The following is a 15,861-nucleotide window of genomic DNA, read 5'->3' as shown; positions in this document are numbered from 1 at the left end:
ATATTATTTTATAGGTTCAAAAATCTCATCTTGAGCACTGCGCGGCTTTAGTTCAAGCGGCTTTGGTGATGCAGGAGAGCTCAGCCAGCTATACACTTCAGATCTCCCCATTACAGGAACGGGCAACTTAATTGGTTTCGAATGCAGGTGTGCATACCTGTGTGTTTTTCCAGGTAATCGTGGCCAACCATGTTCGGAAGTAGTGGTTTTGATAACAGGCGGACTGAAAGTCTGCCCCCCCGGCCAAAGGGCCGAGTAATCTGTGCTGTAATTCACAGGATTGTAATCTGTGCGTGTGCCCATATGTACAGGGTGTGACAACGCCCAAAACTCGACACACCTACGCTGCAGATCTGTCTTCTTAAACAATCCTGCAAACAGATTTTTGCCGGTATCAATACGTGAACCTAGATAAAGAAAGTCATCAACTGTATAGATTAGGAGATTGTCAGCACTTGAATCTGACAGGGAGTTTGCAACTGGGAACAGGAGTTTTGTTTGACCAAATCTGCCCATTAATTCAATGATGCGCTGTGGGCCGAGGACAGTACCAAATTTCCCAATATAACGGTTATGGGGATCATGGACTAGCCGATCTTCAATTTGGTTTTGTTCATTGATAATCAATGCATAACTGTGTGCCTCCACTTCAGGCACAAGCCACCAATTTGGGAACCAGCTATTGGTTTCGGCTTCATGAAAGAACTTTTTCCAACTTTCCCATATAAACTCATCGATATTAAAGGGTTGATCAAGGAGCATATCGAACAATTCATCCACATGATCCGGATATTGTTTCGCCCATTCATAGGCTTCCAACTGAGGGCAAACATCATGGTAAATCAGGAAATTGCCTGTTTCAAGGAAGGCAAAAATCGCTTCAATTTCATTGGTGCTAATATAATCAAACACTTCCTTCAGAATGTTCAGGAAAGGCCCCGTTATAGGGGGCACTGCTGCCCCGCTAATGATTTTCTTCCAGTTTTCAAAACGCTTTAGATCGCTCATCTGATACCCGGCATTTCGTGAAACCAAATGTGCGAGCAGGGACCAGGCCAGTTCCGGATGTTTCTTGTAAACCTTAAGGTAATAGTAGGTCCTCGTAACATTATTTAAGTTTCCTAGATATCGTTTGGAGAGGATTTTTTCCTTTACTGTCTCTATACCAGGCCATGACAAAGGTACCGCCCTCCTTACTAACTCTTTAATCCAAATTGTATAGTGCCTTTGTATTAACCGAAAGGTAATAATTTCCTATTTTTATAATTTTCTGGAAACTCAAGAGACAAAGGGACGGTTCTCGTGCCTCATTTTGGTAGAAGTCATTTTCGGGATTTAAGTGATTACCAAGATTTCTTCCAATATAAAAAGGCAGTTCACAATTCGAAGGGTAGAAATTTGGATTGTGAACTGCCCCCCTATATAAACAGTTCTGACAAAATAATAAAAACAGAGTAGAACTAAGTCGCCTACTCTGTTTTTTAAATTAATTCTGCTTAATGTTTTATATAGTTAGAAACCTCAATTAGGTTAAGATCCGGGTCCCTGAAATATACTGAATTGATTCTTCCTAATGCACCAGTTCTTTCTATCGGCCCCTCAATAATGGTAATTCTATGCTTTTCTAGTGATTCTATTATTTCTTCTATAGGAGTATCCGTAATAAAACATAAATCAGCTGAGCCGGGTGTAGGTCTTATTGCTTTTGGCTCGAACTCCCTCCCACTTTGATGCAAATTTATTTTTTGATTTCCAAATTTAAGTGCTTTTCTGCCTTCACCAAAGGTTTGAACCTCCATACCCATAACTGAAGAGTAAAATTTACATGTAACTTCAATTTCTTTAACTGTTAAAACTAAATGATCTAACCCCTTAATATTCATCACACACACCTCTTAAAAACAATTCATTTTATTCAAAAACGTACTGAATCTATGCTGATACTTAAAAATCTTTCATGATTAGCTCAAAAATATCACAATTTTTTCCAGCTGCCAATATAGAAATTAATCTTGATTTTTCTTTAATCCCAAAGAGTAAGAGTAAAAGCGCAAAAAAATTTCCATAAAATTTAACAATTTGTTAAGAAATGATAAATTACGATTTCTATATATTAGGAGAAAAGGAGGTGTGTGCAGGAATGTCAGATGAACCACAAGAACTACCTCAGGAAGAACCTCAAGAGCAACCTTTAGAACGGAATCAAGAAAACATCAAAACTCTTAAAGATGAGATTAAAAATGAAATTAGAGAAGAATTAAAAGAAAAATTCATCCATTCTCGCAAGAAAAGAAAGCATCGAATAATTTATTCTGTTTGTGTCTTTGCACTCGGTGTTTTAATTGGCTTTGGCGGCGGAAGGGCAACTCATTCAGAGCATCACTTTGACCAAGTACACAAGGGACACTTTGAACATGGTAAATTTCAAAAATGGCATGATATGCGAAAATAGTTATATAAATAAATACAGCCTGGGAAGAAGTGCTCCCCTTCCTAGGCTGTATTTATTTGTATTTTAGTGTTATTTTAGGTAGCTTTGATATTTTAATTTGCCCATACCACAATTAGAATTAATTAAGTTTTCCTTGAAATTGATCATTTTTTTTCATTTCATGAATCGTCTCTTCAATTTCCCGGACAAAATATTTAAATACCTGATGATTCCCTGAATCACTAAAGTTCTTTTTATCAATTGAATTAAGCAGCCCAATAACTGCTTTAAACTTTATATCATCCAAAAATGGGATTTGGCTTTCCCCGTAGATTTCACCTTCAACTTCCACCTCCCCTTCGTCATTCTCCAGCCTAAATCTGAATTTTTCCGTGTTATCAGCGTTCAATTAAGCTCGCTCCCCTATTTAGATGCATGGGGACGGTTCTCGTGTCTCATTAGCGCTCGAAAATGAAGCACGAGAACCGTCCCAGTGTTTCACCCTTATATTTTTTTAATGATTTGCAAAAATATACACAGATAACTATCAATAATTAGGGCAAAATAATATAACTGAATACTAAAGAAAGAGGGTCTTAGGATGTTTTATACCTATAACCTATACAGTTCGGATCAATTGGGATTTACTAACTCTTATCACATCCAAACCGAATTGCCACCGCATAAATTTCGGGCCATTATGATGGAATTTCGGCGTGGAGGAAATAATGATCCTCAGGCATTTGTGAAATACATGCGCGAACATTTCCCCGATAGTTTTCGTTTGTTCGAGTATGATGATGTTGTGCAATATGATGCCGACCAAGAAAACTCGGTTATCCTTTCCAACCTTTTAGACCAAAATAATCAAACTATTTAGGGCTGTTGAAAAAATAGGTTCAACAGCCTTTTTACGGCTGCGAGGAAACCATATAGGAGTGGAATTAGAAATGAAAGGAAAAAGTGTCAAGACGATTCATGTTCTGTTATTACTGGTTGTAATCACCGTTTTAATTTGGTCACTTATCAAACCTGCAAGCTTCATGTCATGGACATTGGAAGCCACTCCTGCCATCATCATATTAATAATCGCAATATTAACGTTCAAAAAGTTTCGTCTTACTACCCTCTCTTACGTCATTATCTCTATTATGGCGATATTGATGTTTGTCGGCGGCCATTACACCTATTCAAAGGTTCCTCTATTTAATTGGATAAAAGATACTTTTGATTTCAAAAGAAATCACTACGATCGATTTGGACATTTTTTAAAAGGCATGTCGGGCATCGTAATTAGAGAATTATTATTAAGGAAAACCCCATTGAAAAAAGGGAAATGGTTATTTTGGATTGTGACAAGTATTACTCTAGCCATTTCTGCTATGTATGAAATCATTGAATGGATAAGTTTTATTATACTCCAGGGAGGAAAAACAGCTAAAAACTTTCTAGGCAACCAAGGTGATATATGGGATGCACAATGGGATATGGTATTAACCTTAGCTGGTACCATCATATCCTTACTACTTCTTTCCAAACTACATAATAAGTTGTTGCGAAAAGAATTAGGAAAGTGATGCATGGGGACGGTTCTCATGCATCACTTTCGCTAGAAAATGAGGCAAAAGAACCGTCCCCGTGTTTCATTCCTTTTTAATATGTTCCTCTATTTGTTCCTTATGTTTTAAGTCATGCTCGATCATTCCTGCAAAGTATTCTCCTATTGTCATGTGTTCTCTACCTGGGTAAGGTTCGGTGAATGTTTCTTCGGGGACCTTTTGTAAAAAGGATACAAGTTCCTTACGAACAGTGATAAATTCCGTAATAAGTTCCTCTTTGGAAATACCTGATCTAGCATATTGTGATGCATTTTTATTTACAGCTTCTACATCTATAGTTAACGCTGGAAATTCCTCATTAAGATAAATACAGGCTACTCGATTGGTTATTAAAAATTTGTCCCATGAAATAAAATGGGAAATGACATCTGCAATCCCCCATGCCCCTTCTTTAAAAGGCATAAACCAAAGATCATTTGAAATTTCCTTTAAAGAATCAACCCATTCTATTAAACTTATTTTTTCTTTAATAATTTGATCTTTTCTCATTTTTCCTCCTTCTTCTTAACTCTAATTTTCTTGGTTGATAAGTTAAGAATGTTGCGCCTCTAATAAATGGCGAATAAGTCTTTGCTCATTTTCTCTTGCATCATCAAGGTGAAAAGCATGTGAAGATTTCTCAGACCAATATAATGATTTTCCTTTTGGGGCATCAAGTACTTCAAAATAACGAGTGATTAGTTCAGGTAAAACATGTTTTTCTTTGCTACCGTGGATAAACATAACAGGTACATTTAAGGCTGGCACCTCACTGAAAAAATCAAATGTATTGATATCGTGAATCATTTCATCAGTATAGGAAAGCTTAAAACCTCTCACAAGGGAGTTATAAATATCCATAAGAGAATAATCCGGCGAGCGCAGCATGATTTTTAACCCCGAAAAAAAGGTAGCAGACTTTTTGTCACCCGCATCATAAAACATAGTACGATATTTTAACTGCCATTTCCTGATAACAGCCCACTGTTTAAAGTCCTTCGTATAAGGCGGTTCTCCTACCGCCGCAAGCTCCGCTAGCGCCTGTTTGTTGTTTGTCTCAGTGGCCATCTCAATCAGCCACTTATAGCTTAACTTATCATTTTCAACCCAGCTTGTAATCTGGGAAAAACCCGTATAAGAATAGTATTTTTCCGGATATTTGGACGCAAGGCTTAGTCCGATCACACTTCCCCAGGAATGAGCTGCTAGATGCAGTTTGTCTTGCTTAAACCGAGATCTTAAATAATCTGTGACATCTCTGGCATCATTGATAAATTGTTTCAATTGCATGGTTTCTTTTGGTATATCTTTGGAAAAAGATTTTCCTGTACCGCGTTGGTCCCAAAAAACCACGGTGAAATGTTTAATTAATTCTTTGGTGTTCATGACCAATGTGTAATCAGTGCCTCGATTTGATACACCAGGAACAGGCATACTGGGACCTCCATGTATAAAGAGCAATACGGGACTTCCTGGTTTTTCCGTCTGAATAAGAATGCTTTGATTTATACCGCCAATGGGAATAGTTTCAATTTGGCTAATTCCCTTTTCCGAGATCGTATAATCACTTTTTTTTAAAAGTTTCATTCGTGTTTGAACCCTCCATCTTTGCATACATTCAAAATATATGTCTTATAGCCTAATTATAACTTAATTGGGGTTTTCTGGATTAACAATTTTTCCAAAATAGAATTAAATCTCGAACATAAAAAAACTGCCAGAAGATTTCTATCAGTTTTGAGACACGGGGAGACACGGGGACGGTTCTCGTGCTTCATTTTTGCTAGAAAATGAGGCAGAAGAACCGTCCCCGTGTTTCTTTTTAGGGAAAATAATAGAAAAATAGAGTAGTCTTCTAGGGTGGATTACTCTTCTTTGAACGGAATCTCGCTCAATTATTTTTTCTTATGTTCTCTTTCCCTTTTAACATATAACGAATGCCTTTACTCGCTTTAATATTTTTCTTCCCGGGTAAAGTTCATTGAATTTTTCTTTTGGGATTAAGTCAGCTAAAATAATTAGAAACTTCACTAATGTTTACGGTTACATATTCACTTGGATAGTTCACAAATAATAAGAAAAATTCTCATTAGAAGAGGCGATACTACCTTAAAGTATCGCCAGTCTTCATTCTATCAGTTATTATTCCTTATAAGTTTTCATACTGTGATGACAACTTTTCCTTGAGCATGCCCCTGTTCAAAATACCTGAAAGCTTCTTCGACTTCACTCATCTTAAAAGTTTTATCAATAACTGGTTTTATTTTTCCGGCTTCAAGGAGTTCTTTTATATAAATTAAATCATTTTGGTTTTGCCTTTGTAATAAGCTAGTCATTTTTTTCCTTCCAGTAAGCGAGAACCAAGGCCCTAAGGTCATTGTTTGAAACAGCTGTGCACCCGAACCTCCGACGTGAACAAAAGTTCCATTAGCATTTAAAGACCGCTTATAAGCTGTAATCGGATGGTGTCCGTTAACACCGAGAATCAAGTCATACATCTGTCCTTTTTCGGTAAAATCCTCTTTTGTATAATCAATGACATGATCAGCCCCAATGGAACGAAGGATTTCTAAATTTCTCGTACTGCAAACACCTGTTACTTCTGCACCAAAAGATTTGGCAAGCTGTACCGCGAAAGTCCCAACACCACCAGAGGCACCATTTATCAAAACCTTCTGTCCCATCTGAATTTTGCCTTTATCCCTAAGACCTTGTAAGGCTGTAACTGCCGCCATCGGTACCGCAGCAGCTTCCTCAAATGTTATATTTTCTGGTTTTAATGCCAATGCATTCTCAGGAACAGATACATATTCAGCAAAACCACCCCAGCCAGCTCTGGAAAGATCTCCAAATACCTCTTGGCCTGGCTGAAACTGTTTAACATCTTTACCAACTGCTTCAACCCGACCTGCAATGTCACCTCCGGGTATGGAGTATTTTGGTTTTAGAAGACCGAAGGCAAAACGGGCTAAGAAGGGCTCTCCTTTCAGAAGTACTAGATTACCATAATTTAAGGATGCTGCATGAATCTTTACCAGTACCTGATGGTCCTCAGGAATAGGTTTATCTACTTCTGTCTGATTAAGAACATCAGGTGAACCATATTTGTTATAAACGATGGCTTTCATTAATTTCCCTCCATATCCCTAAGCCTTTATTTTGAGGAACTCGTTATCTTTAGAGGAGCTTCAAATGCTTTTTTTTGTAGTCAAGGCAGCAAGCGCAGATTCATTGAATCCTTTAACGATGAGCCATACGGCTAAAATCATTTCATTAGCAGCTACTGGCAGCGACAATAAAACACCCCAAACCGAAACTTGTTGGATGACTCCGAACATTTCTAACAACGCTGCTATAAAAACAAGCGTTGCCCCTGTCATACCCAAGATGGGTATGAATCTTGGTACGAGCTTTGATTTATAAAATATATAACTGTACATCATCGTATTTATGCCCAGCATGAAATTGGGACCAAGCATAAATGTCCAGTCATGTATTGCTTTTAGTACAGTACCTGAAGCATGAAAAGAGGCAATATCCGGAGCACCCGCCGCTGCAAATTCTCGGCTTAAGGTTAATAGGGACAGGACGCTTATTACACCAACCGTAATGATAATCGCTTCAAGAAATCTGAAACAAACATGCCAAAGAGCAATCGTTTCATTGTACCTTCTTAAAAAAGGAAACATAGTCGTTGCCGTACCAACCGCTGAAACGACAAGAATTAACTCCATAAGCGCTCCCGTTATCACCTGGCTTGCGTGTTCCGAACCTTTAATCAGGTAATCAGGACCCGTTAAGATAGGATTATATAAGTTTAGACCAATTACCGCCGTAACTGCCGCAAGAATAAACAATACTCCCACAATTTTCGCAGCTTTTTTATTTGAATTCATTTACTTATCCCCTTCTCTTAATAAATTCAAAAACGGTAAAGCAAAAAACCATCAAATTTCTTACTTATTTGTGTTTTCCCCATAGAAGAATACCTCTTCCAGCGGTAAGTTAAAGGCGCGAGCAATGCGAAAAGCAAGTTCTAGTGATGGGGAGTAGTTTCCCTTTTCGAGTGCCACGATGGTTTGTCTTGTAACGCCTACCTTGTCAGCCAGTTGCTGCTGGGTCATTTCATTATGGTCAAATCGTAATCGTCTAATATGATTGCCGACAAGATGTTTACCCATTATTAGACTCCTTTCCGATAGTGATAAAGTTTCGTAACGGATCCAGTCACATCGGAAATGAACCCCGAAATGATCAGGATCATGAACATGAACTGTGACGGCTGAAAGATAACCAGCGATCCCATTGCAAGTAAAAAGCCGAGTATAAAGACAAAAAAAGAATTTCGGTTCGCTTTCAAGTCAATTAACTTATCCAGTTCATCTGCGAATGTTGGTTCTTTTTCTCCAGTTGTCATTCTAAATAGGATATTGAAAAGAATGCTGATAATAATGTGGGCGACAATTGAAAGCAAAGTCAGGATGAGGACGAATGAACCCCAATAGCGAAAGGTTTCCAGCGACTCAAGCCCACCTTCAGGGTGACGTGGGTACATGTACAAGCAATAAGTTCCGAAAATGAGTATGGCGCTGATTAACGATACGATGCTTTTCTTTTCTTGATAGGTCATGGTTTCCCCCTTATTTTATTTTTTTCTATATTTAGTAAAATATGTTATACATAATGTAATATAAACTTTACATAAAGTAAAGTATAAATTACAAAAAAATACCGGATATTGCTAAATGGGCAATGTTCCGGCATGTGCTCTTACATTTTTCTGTCTTTCTAAAGAGGATTAGGGCAAATTTAATTAAAAATGTCCGCTATGTTCGTATCATCATTTTTGAAAATATGAAAAAACAAAAAGCCACATGTGGCAATAGATTTTTTAAATAATTACACTTAAATTTGTTTTCCAAAAGTAGAACCCTTGATGCATGGAAATGCACGGGGACGGTTCTTTTGCCTCATTTTCGCTAGAAAATGAGGCAAAAGAACCGTCCCCATGCTTCATTCAAAATGAATAGATTCCGCCCGATTTAATAAAAAGTCTGACGGATCTTTCCCGTATAAATATAATCGGTGCATCGGTCTTGTCATCGATACGTACAACAATTTGATGTCCAGGTCTGCTTGTGAGTATGGTTCTTCCAAGCAAACAAGTAAAACGGCATCGAACTCCAAGCCTTTTGATAAATAAGAAGGCAAAATCACGATATGCCCCTTCTTCATTTCTTGTTTTTCTTCTAATAACTGAATTGGAAGTTGGCTATTTTCCAAGAGTTGTTGTATTCTCTGGCATTCTTTATCGGTACGTCCAATAATCGCAATGGAGTGCAGCTCTTCCTCTTTGAGTGAGGATATATCGTGTTCCAGCAGCATCCTAACCTGTTCCAGATTCACAGGATCAATTTTTTTATAGCTCGGTTTTTGGCCATGACGAATGACCGGTTCGACCTTCGGCAATTCCTGATCAATCAATATCAGGATATCATTTGCCAAGTTCATGATTTCGACGGTTGTTCGGTAGCTTTTTTGCAAGGCTTGATAATTCGCATTTGGGAAAATCTCCTTCAGTACAGGTGTCCAGCTATTCAAGCCGCGATAGGAATGGATGCCTTGTGCCAAATCCCCCACGATGGTGAACAAGTCTGTTTCAAAGCCTTCTTTTAATGCAGCAAATTGAAAATAGCTGTAATCCTGTGCTTCATCAATGAAAATACTGCGCATTTTATGTTTTTCATCAATGCCTTCTAGCTTTGCCTGCATATAAAATAGCGGGGCTAAATCCTCAAGCTCGTATGCACCCCGTTCAAAGATACGCTGACAATATTTACTTAGAACCTTACATTCTTGATCAGTCAGAGTGGTGGAATGCTTTTGAAGCAAATCTGGAGATGTCATTAATTCCTTATACAAGGTAAAAATATCTTTCATGTCAAATGCATCCATATATTTTTTTACAGCGACCTTTGCCTCCTGATCGATCCTCTTTTTCCGTTGATCTTTCCTCTCCATCAGAGTGACCACTTTTTGCTTTCTTTTTTCTGGATCCTGCCTCCAGTTATAAAGGACTTTTTCAAGTGCTTCTTCGTATTTCTTGTTCAGTTTTGATAACATAATTGATTTTTTCCTTTTTAGATCATCTTCTAAAAGGTTTTTTATTTTTCCAAGCCTTTTGTAGATTGGTAAGTACGTATATTCTTTTAAAAATAGTCTTTTAAGCTTTTTCCCCTTCATGAGAACGGAAATTTCAATCACAAAATCCTCTTCTGGGGCAAGATTGCTTTCCAATTCCTTGATATATCGGTTGATTAATTCTTTAAATTCAAGTGAGCCTTTATAACTAGATACCCATTGCATCGATTTATTGGATCCGTTATTTTCAAGGAGCTTCATCAGCTTGGAGTTAGGTGAAAAAAGTTTTATTTTCTGGCCTAGACAGCTTCTCATAAAATCGATATAGGTGGTTTGATTGATTTTGTTGACACCGAGTTCTGGTAAGACTGCAGAAATATAATCAATAAACAGTCGGTTTGGCGCGAGTATCATTAATTTTTCTGGAGGAAATTGAAATCCAAAGGAATAGAGAAAGTAGGATATTCTATGGAGTGCGATCGTTGTTTTCCCGCTTCCGGCCGCTCCTTGAACAATGATGGGGTGCTTCAATGATGCCCGAATCACTTCATTTTGCTCATTTTGGATGGTCGCGACAATTTCTGTTAAGCGATTGTCCGCTTTACCTGACAAAGATTTCTGCAAAAGTTCATCGTGTGTGGTTAAATCGATGTCACTGATTTCTTTTAATAATCCCTCAACAATGTCATATTGCCTCTTTAAGGATAGATACCCTGTTTGGGTCTCACCATATGCTTCATAGGACACCTCTCCGAGCCGACCATCATAGTAGACATTGGCAATCGGCGACCGCCAATCCACAATTATAGGTTGCTGTGTGACCCGGTCAAACAGTGACACCTTGCCGATGTACAAAATTTCCTCTTTTTTCGTACTGTCGCTAGTGAAATCAATCCGTGAAAAATATGGTTTGCCAATCACACTCTCCAGTCTTTTCAATTCACTTTCGGCTAATTCAAGAAAACTTGCATTGGCGAGGAGATCCGTGTAACTCGTACTGCTATCCTTAGAATTCAGTTCAGCAAAGGATTGCCTCATATTTTCAACGAAAAATTCTCTATTCCCATGCGAAATTTCCAAAACAGTCCGTATATATTCCTTCGTAAACTCTAAGCGCTCCAGTTCTGCTTGATAATCTTTATGGCCACTTACAGAAACTTGATCTTTAGTTCCCATCCTATAATCACCTCACTAAGTGACGCACGGGGACGGTTCTCGTGCATCACTTTCCCTAGAAAATGAGGCATAAGAACCGTCCCCATGCATCAATTTTTAAATTTGAAAATCTCATCCACAGCTTGGTGGTATCCACCCGATTTTTGAAAAGATTCTCCGATGCTTGCAGCAGCTTTTTGGTAAGATGGTTGTTTTAATACTTGATCCACAGCTTCACTGAGTTGATTTGCAGTCAGGTTTTGCATTTGTAGTGTAATACCGGCCCCGAGTTTTGCAACTTGCCCTGCGATGATTGGCTGATCCGCGCTTTGCGGGATGACAATGAGCGGAACCCCGTTATAGAGACCCTCATGAACACTGTTCATTCCGCCATGAGTGATGAAAACCCTCGTGTATTTCAATACTTCTGTTTGTGGAACGTAATTTTTGACAATGAAGTTCCTAGGAATCTCCCCTAAATCGGATAAATGCGTTTTTTCCCCAATAGACATGATAACAGTATGGTCAGTGTTTCCAAATGCCTTAAAACAAAGCTTATAAAAATCTATTGCTTGGTTAAAGACAGTACCGAGTGAAATGTAAATTAGGTTTTTTCCCTGAATTGTAGGTAGGTCGAAGTTTTCTTGCATTGGTCGTAAAGAAATGGATGGACCCACAAATTTGTACGACTGGTCAAATGTTTCTCCAAAGGGTTGAAACTCCCTGGTTGTATAAACGATGGTAAGTGGTGCCGGGTTACAAAAAACTTCGTAAGGAGAATGGATCTCCACATCATATTTTTCTTCCAATTTTTTTGTGAGGTTCTGATACTCATCATGAATTTCCGTTGGGATATTTTTTGAAAGATGGTCCAACGTTTGATCAAATGATGCTTTTGTCTGTGCAAAAGAAGTACAAGAATTAACGGCCGGAAGTTTCAGGATCTGTGCAAGTATACGTCCACAGCCAAACATGGAATCGTGGATGATATAATCAAACTGTTCCCCTTCGATTTGCTCCAGAACACTAGGGATCATGATATCTGCCGTTCGCAAAAGACCGTTGATTCTTTCGAGTAAATACTTTCTTCCACCTGAAATAAAAGCTTTTATAAATTTATCACCATCAAACGTTCTTACGGTAGCTCCCGTCTTCTCAACACGTTCTCGAAAAGCCTCTATCGTAAAGTATACTACCTCTTCTCCACGCGAAACAAGCTCCCGCACAACTCCAAGAGTCGGATTAACATGTCCTTCAGAACCACCATTAATAAACAAAACACGTGCCATTATTAACACTCCTTTACTAATGAGGCATGGGGACGGTTCTCGCGCCTCACTTTATCGACCAAAGTGAGGCAAAAGAACCGTCCCCATGTTTCATTCTCTCCATCTAAATAGAGTTAAATCATAATGTTAATTTTTTGACCATATTGTACCAGATTACTCCGCCATGCTCTGATTTTGAAACGCCCATGTTGTTATAGCCAAATTTTTCATAGAAACCAATTAAGTCTTCTTTACATGTAAGTGTGATGGTCTCACGTTTTTTTGCAGTTGCTGCTTCTTCAATATGAGCAAGTAGCGCTGCCGCTACACCGCGTGTTTGAAAATGCGGAGTAACCGCTATTCCAAGGACACTTTGATGTCCGCCGGTCAGTGGATTAGCCTTAATTTCACGAAATAAGTCATCTGTAATATATGGTGTTTCAATCACAGGTCCATTAACAAAACCCACAATCGCACCTTTCCTTTCAGCCACAAAGAAACTATCTGGTATTACACGAATCCGCATTTCAAACGTTTCTTTCGTCGCAGCCTCTTCTATTGGAAAACACAGGCTTTCAATGATAGTTATCTCAGATAGATCTTCCATTTTAACATTACGGATATTCAACATTTTCAATTTGCCTCCAAATTCCAATAACATCTTGATGCTAATTCCCATTTGCCCCTACAAAATATAAGACTTCCACTTTATAAATTATTATTATCTCCATCTACTACTATAATAGGTTTTTGTTCAGAACAAAAGTAAAGTTTTAGATTTTCGAGGCACACGTGAGGCACGGGGACGGTTCTCGTGCCTCACTTTCTCTAGAAAATGAGGCAAAAGAACCGTCCCTGTGCATTCCCTGTGCATTCAAAATTGTACAAGCACTTTTTTTGAATCGGAATATACTGAAACCGAGTTTGAATGTTTGGGGGTGAGACTATGAAACCATGGTTCAACACTGATGGTATTAGTGAACGGGAAGATCGTTTGAAAAGTTCCATGCGTATGGTTTGGGAACAGCACGTATATTGGACAAGGTTGGTCATCAATAGCATAGCTTTTAATTTACCTGATTTAGCCGCGAATACCGCACGACTTCTCCGGAATGCCACAGATATGGGAAATTTATTAAAGCCTTTCTATGGAAATAAAATAGCAGCACAGTTCGCCAACTTAATAAGGGAGCACCTGGTTATTGCTGCTGAACTGGTTACAGCTGCGAAAGCAGGCAATCAAAGAGCTGTGGCAGATGCACGGAAAAGATGGTATGCGAATGGAGCAGAAATTGCCGAATTTCTAAGTAGAATCAATCCATTTATATCAAGAAAAGAATTCCAAGAAATGTTTTTTGAACATCTAGCCCTTACTGAAAGGGAAGCAGTATTAATACTCCAACAAAATTTTAAAGAAAGTATTGCAGTATTTGACAAAATTGAGTTGGAAGCTTTAGAAATGGCGGACACCATCACCTTCGCCATTGTAAAACAATTCCCTAGAAAGTTTTAAATATACCATGGGGACGGTTCAGCCAGCTCATTTTTAAGAAAGAATAAGCATTGGGAACCGTCCTTCTGGCATTTCCTTGGCTTTTGCTGCAAGAATTATATATATTGAAGTAAAGAACTTGGCGCTGGAGAGGTAGCAATGGAATTACAGAATATTAATACGATACTCATCGCACTTATTACTGTTTTAAATATATTATTTGCCATTGTGGTGATGTTTGTTGAGAGACGAGATGTCAGTTCTACCTGGGCGTGGCTTTTAGTCTTATTTTTTCTGCCCATTCTAGGGTTTTTGATTTATATCTTTTTGGGCCGCCAGTTAAAGCAAAAGAATTTTTACAAACTATCAGAAGAAGAGAGACGTTTTTTAAATGAAGCTGTAAGTGTGCAGATGGACCACCTAACTCGTTCTGATTTTCTACATAATCCTTTGCTTCAAAGGTATGGGGACCTAATTAAAATGAACATGAAGTCGTCGAACGCCTTACTTTCTAACGATAATGATGTACAGATTTTTCATCACGGAATAGACAAGTTCGATGCGTTGTTTCAAGATATTCGAAATGCAAAAATCGAGATTCATCTGCAATATTACATCATTCAGCGTGATTCCTTGGCGGTAAAGTTACGGGATGAACTGACAAAGAAAGCAAAGGAAGGAGTCCGGGTTCGCGTCCTCTACGATGAAGTGGGTTCACGGCGGATGAATCGTTCTTTTTTCAAGGAACTGATCGAGTGTGGCGGCGAAGTGGAAGTGTTTTTTCCTTCTTTTTTAAAATTAATCAACTTCCGGATTAATACAAGAAACCATCGGAAGATCTGTATTATTGATGGCGAGATTGCTTATATTGGCGGATTCAATATTGGAAATGAATATTTGGGGCTGGATAAAAAGTTCGGAAATTGGCGCGATACTCATCTACGAATACTGGGCGAGGCCGTCAATCATATTCAAGGGAGATTTGTGCTGGATTGGAAGCAGGCAACGGACCAGGAAACAATCAACCACGAAGCCTTTTCTATGAATCTGGAGCGGCATAGCGGAAGCAGTGCCATCCAAATTATCGCCAGTGGCCCAAATTCCACAACCGAACATTTGAAAAATATGTACTTGAAGCTGATCATGTCAGCGCAAAAAAGTGTCTATATCCAAACACCTTATTTTATTCCAGATAGCAGCTTTATGGATGCGTGCAAAATCGCCTTACTTTCCGGAGTAGATGTTCGGATCATGATTCCCAGCAAGCCCGACCATCCCTTTGTGTACTGGGCAAACTTGGCTTATGCCGGTGAGCTTTTGTCATATGGTGCGAAGATTTTGTTATATGAAAATGGGTTTTTACATGCCAAAACGATATTGGTGGACCAAGAGGTAGCCTCTGTCGGGACCACTAACATTGATATGCGCAGCTTCAGGCTAAACTTTGAAGTCAATGCCCTTATCTATGACGAAAAGATTGCTCACGATTTATATGATTTATTCATGGAAGATTCCAATTATTGTTCCGAACTTACCCTTACAAGGTATCAGGGACGATCCGGTTTCGTGCGAATCAAAGAATCCGTATCCCGCCTTCTGTCACCGATTTTATGAATCAGGATGATAAGAAGTGTGTTCTGGGTGATGCACGGGGACGGTTCTCGTGCATCACTTTCACTAGAAAATGAGGCCAAAGAACCGTCCCCATGCATTTTAACTATTTTCTTTTTTAAAACATCGGTAATAATAAAATTATAGTGCACTCTAAGTATAGAC

General features: G+C 38.6%; 17 protein-coding genes. 5 read left to right on the top strand and 12 right to left on the bottom strand.

Annotated features, from left to right (window positions below):
• Positions 1–3: 3 nt before the first annotated feature.
• Complete coding sequence (locus KHB02_RS03340) at positions 4–1,179, bottom strand: DUF2515 family protein (protein ID WP_213145974.1); 1,176 nt, start codon at positions 1,177–1,179, stop codon at positions 4–6.
• Between the two features lie 317 nt (positions 1,180–1,496).
• Positions 1,497–1,883, bottom strand: coding sequence for a VOC family protein (locus KHB02_RS03335; protein ID WP_213146074.1), 387 nt, complete (start codon positions 1,881–1,883; stop codon positions 1,497–1,499).
• Between the two features lie 257 nt (positions 1,884–2,140).
• Here KHB02_RS03335 and KHB02_RS03330 point away from each other — a divergent pair, with 257 nt between their 5' ends.
• Positions 2,141–2,452 (top strand): hypothetical protein, encoded by a 312-nt coding sequence (locus KHB02_RS03330; protein WP_213145973.1) that lies wholly within the window; start codon positions 2,141–2,143, stop codon positions 2,450–2,452.
• Between the two features lie 118 nt (positions 2,453–2,570).
• On the opposite strand, the gene KHB02_RS03325 is transcribed toward KHB02_RS03330, so the two are convergent.
• Positions 2,571–2,840 carry a hypothetical protein gene (locus tag KHB02_RS03325; RefSeq protein WP_213145972.1) on the bottom strand — a complete coding sequence of 90 codons (270 nt, stop codon included), beginning with the start codon at positions 2,838–2,840 and terminating at the stop codon, positions 2,571–2,573.
• 192 nt (positions 2,841–3,032) lie between these two features.
• On the opposite strand from KHB02_RS03325, the gene KHB02_RS03320 reads away from it, so the two are divergent.
• Complete coding sequence (locus KHB02_RS03320) at positions 3,033–3,311, top strand: hypothetical protein (RefSeq protein WP_213145971.1); 279 nt, start codon at positions 3,033–3,035, stop codon at positions 3,309–3,311.
• A 70-nt stretch (positions 3,312–3,381) separates the two neighbouring features.
• Positions 3,382–4,008: a DUF2238 domain-containing protein gene (locus KHB02_RS03315; protein ID WP_213146073.1), complete on the top strand. Its 627-nt coding sequence runs from the start codon at positions 3,382–3,384 to the stop codon at positions 4,006–4,008.
• Positions 4,009–4,074: 66 nt separating this feature from the next.
• Here the strand turns inward: KHB02_RS03315 and KHB02_RS03310 are convergent, their stop codons facing one another.
• The 9 genes from KHB02_RS03310 to KHB02_RS03270 all read right to left on the bottom strand — a co-directional run bounded on the left by KHB02_RS03310 (position 4,075) and on the right by KHB02_RS03270 (position 13,224).
• On the bottom strand, positions 4,075–4,539 hold the full coding sequence (locus tag KHB02_RS03310; RefSeq protein ID WP_213145970.1) for a DinB family protein: 465 nt from the start codon (positions 4,537–4,539) through the stop codon (positions 4,075–4,077).
• Between the two features lie 42 nt (positions 4,540–4,581).
• A complete protein-coding gene (locus KHB02_RS03305; RefSeq protein WP_213145969.1) occupies positions 4,582–5,616 on the bottom strand; it encodes an alpha/beta hydrolase in 1,035 nt (344 codons plus the stop codon).
• Positions 5,617–6,188: 572 nt separating this feature from the next.
• A complete protein-coding gene (locus KHB02_RS03300) occupies positions 6,189–7,157 on the bottom strand; it encodes an NAD(P)-dependent alcohol dehydrogenase (RefSeq protein ID WP_213145968.1) in 969 nt (322 codons plus the stop codon).
• Between the two features lie 60 nt (positions 7,158–7,217).
• On the bottom strand, positions 7,218–7,925 hold the full coding sequence (locus KHB02_RS03295; RefSeq protein WP_213145967.1) for a DUF4386 domain-containing protein: 708 nt from the start codon (positions 7,923–7,925) through the stop codon (positions 7,218–7,220).
• 60 nt (positions 7,926–7,985) lie between these two features.
• Positions 7,986–8,210 carry a helix-turn-helix transcriptional regulator gene (locus KHB02_RS03290; RefSeq protein WP_213145966.1) on the bottom strand — a complete coding sequence of 75 codons (225 nt, stop codon included), beginning with the start codon at positions 8,208–8,210 and terminating at the stop codon, positions 7,986–7,988.
• Between the two features lie 2 nt (positions 8,211–8,212).
• Positions 8,213–8,659 (bottom strand): hypothetical protein, encoded by a 447-nt coding sequence (locus KHB02_RS03285; RefSeq protein ID WP_213145965.1) that lies wholly within the window; start codon positions 8,657–8,659, stop codon positions 8,213–8,215.
• A 383-nt stretch (positions 8,660–9,042) separates the two neighbouring features.
• Positions 9,043–11,346: an RNA polymerase recycling motor HelD gene (gene helD, locus KHB02_RS03280; RefSeq protein ID WP_213145964.1), complete on the bottom strand. Its 2,304-nt coding sequence runs from the start codon at positions 11,344–11,346 to the stop codon at positions 9,043–9,045.
• Between the two features lie 89 nt (positions 11,347–11,435).
• Positions 11,436–12,614: a macrolide family glycosyltransferase gene (locus KHB02_RS03275; protein ID WP_213145963.1), complete on the bottom strand. Its 1,179-nt coding sequence runs from the start codon at positions 12,612–12,614 to the stop codon at positions 11,436–11,438.
• A gap of 118 nt (positions 12,615–12,732) precedes the next feature.
• Entirely contained in the window at positions 12,733–13,224 is a 492-nt protein-coding gene (locus KHB02_RS03270) for a GNAT family N-acetyltransferase (protein ID WP_213146072.1), read from the bottom strand.
• A 315-nt stretch (positions 13,225–13,539) separates the two neighbouring features.
• Here KHB02_RS03270 and KHB02_RS03265 point away from each other — a divergent pair, with 315 nt between their 5' ends.
• Both KHB02_RS03265 and cls read left to right on the top strand, forming a co-directional pair.
• The gene (locus KHB02_RS03265; RefSeq protein WP_241113691.1) at positions 13,540–14,106 is read left to right on the top strand and encodes an acetylglutamate kinase; all 567 of its coding nucleotides are present in this window, start codon (positions 13,540–13,542) and stop codon (positions 14,104–14,106) included.
• 138 nt (positions 14,107–14,244) lie between these two features.
• Positions 14,245–15,699, top strand: coding sequence for a cardiolipin synthase (gene cls / locus KHB02_RS03260; protein WP_213145962.1), 1,455 nt, complete (start codon positions 14,245–14,247; stop codon positions 15,697–15,699).
• Positions 15,700–15,861: the final 162 nt, after the last annotated feature.

This window comes from Neobacillus citreus, assembly GCF_018343545.2.
Classification (GTDB): Bacteria; Bacillota; Bacilli; order Bacillales; family Cytobacillaceae; genus Neobacillus; species Neobacillus citreus.
Note: the sequence above shows the minus strand (reverse complement) of the source record. Positions and strands in the feature narration are given on the sequence as shown.

Coding starts and splice junctions, on each gene's coding strand:
- KHB02_RS03335 (WP_213146074.1), bottom strand. CDS start 1,883: ATGAATATTAAGGGGTTAGATCATTTAGTTTTAACAGTTAAAGAAATT.
- KHB02_RS03330 (WP_213145973.1), top strand. CDS start 2,141: ATGTCAGATGAACCACAAGAACTACCTCAGGAAGAACCTCAAGAGCAA.
- KHB02_RS03320 (WP_213145971.1), top strand. CDS start 3,033: ATGTTTTATACCTATAACCTATACAGTTCGGATCAATTGGGATTTACT.
- KHB02_RS03315 (WP_213146073.1), top strand. CDS start 3,382: ATGAAAGGAAAAAGTGTCAAGACGATTCATGTTCTGTTATTACTGGTT.
- KHB02_RS03310 (WP_213145970.1), bottom strand. CDS start 4,539: ATGAGAAAAGATCAAATTATTAAAGAAAAAATAAGTTTAATAGAATGG.
- KHB02_RS03305 (WP_213145969.1), bottom strand. CDS start 5,616: ATGAAACTTTTAAAAAAAAGTGATTATACGATCTCGGAAAAGGGAATT.
- KHB02_RS03300 (WP_213145968.1), bottom strand. CDS start 7,157: ATGAAAGCCATCGTTTATAACAAATATGGTTCACCTGATGTTCTTAAT.
- KHB02_RS03295 (WP_213145967.1), bottom strand. CDS start 7,925: ATGAATTCAAATAAAAAAGCTGCGAAAATTGTGGGAGTATTGTTTATT.
- KHB02_RS03290 (WP_213145966.1), bottom strand. CDS start 8,210: ATGGGTAAACATCTTGTCGGCAATCATATTAGACGATTACGATTTGAC.
- KHB02_RS03285 (WP_213145965.1), bottom strand. CDS start 8,659: ATGACCTATCAAGAAAAGAAAAGCATCGTATCGTTAATCAGCGCCATA.
- helD (WP_213145964.1), bottom strand. CDS start 11,346: ATGGGAACTAAAGATCAAGTTTCTGTAAGTGGCCATAAAGATTATCAA.
- KHB02_RS03275 (WP_213145963.1), bottom strand. CDS start 12,614: ATGGCACGTGTTTTGTTTATTAATGGTGGTTCTGAAGGACATGTTAAT.
- KHB02_RS03270 (WP_213146072.1), bottom strand. CDS start 13,224: ATGTTGAATATCCGTAATGTTAAAATGGAAGATCTATCTGAGATAACT.
- KHB02_RS03265 (WP_241113691.1), top strand. CDS start 13,540: ATGAAACCATGGTTCAACACTGATGGTATTAGTGAACGGGAAGATCGT.
- cls (WP_213145962.1), top strand. CDS start 14,245: ATGGAATTACAGAATATTAATACGATACTCATCGCACTTATTACTGTT.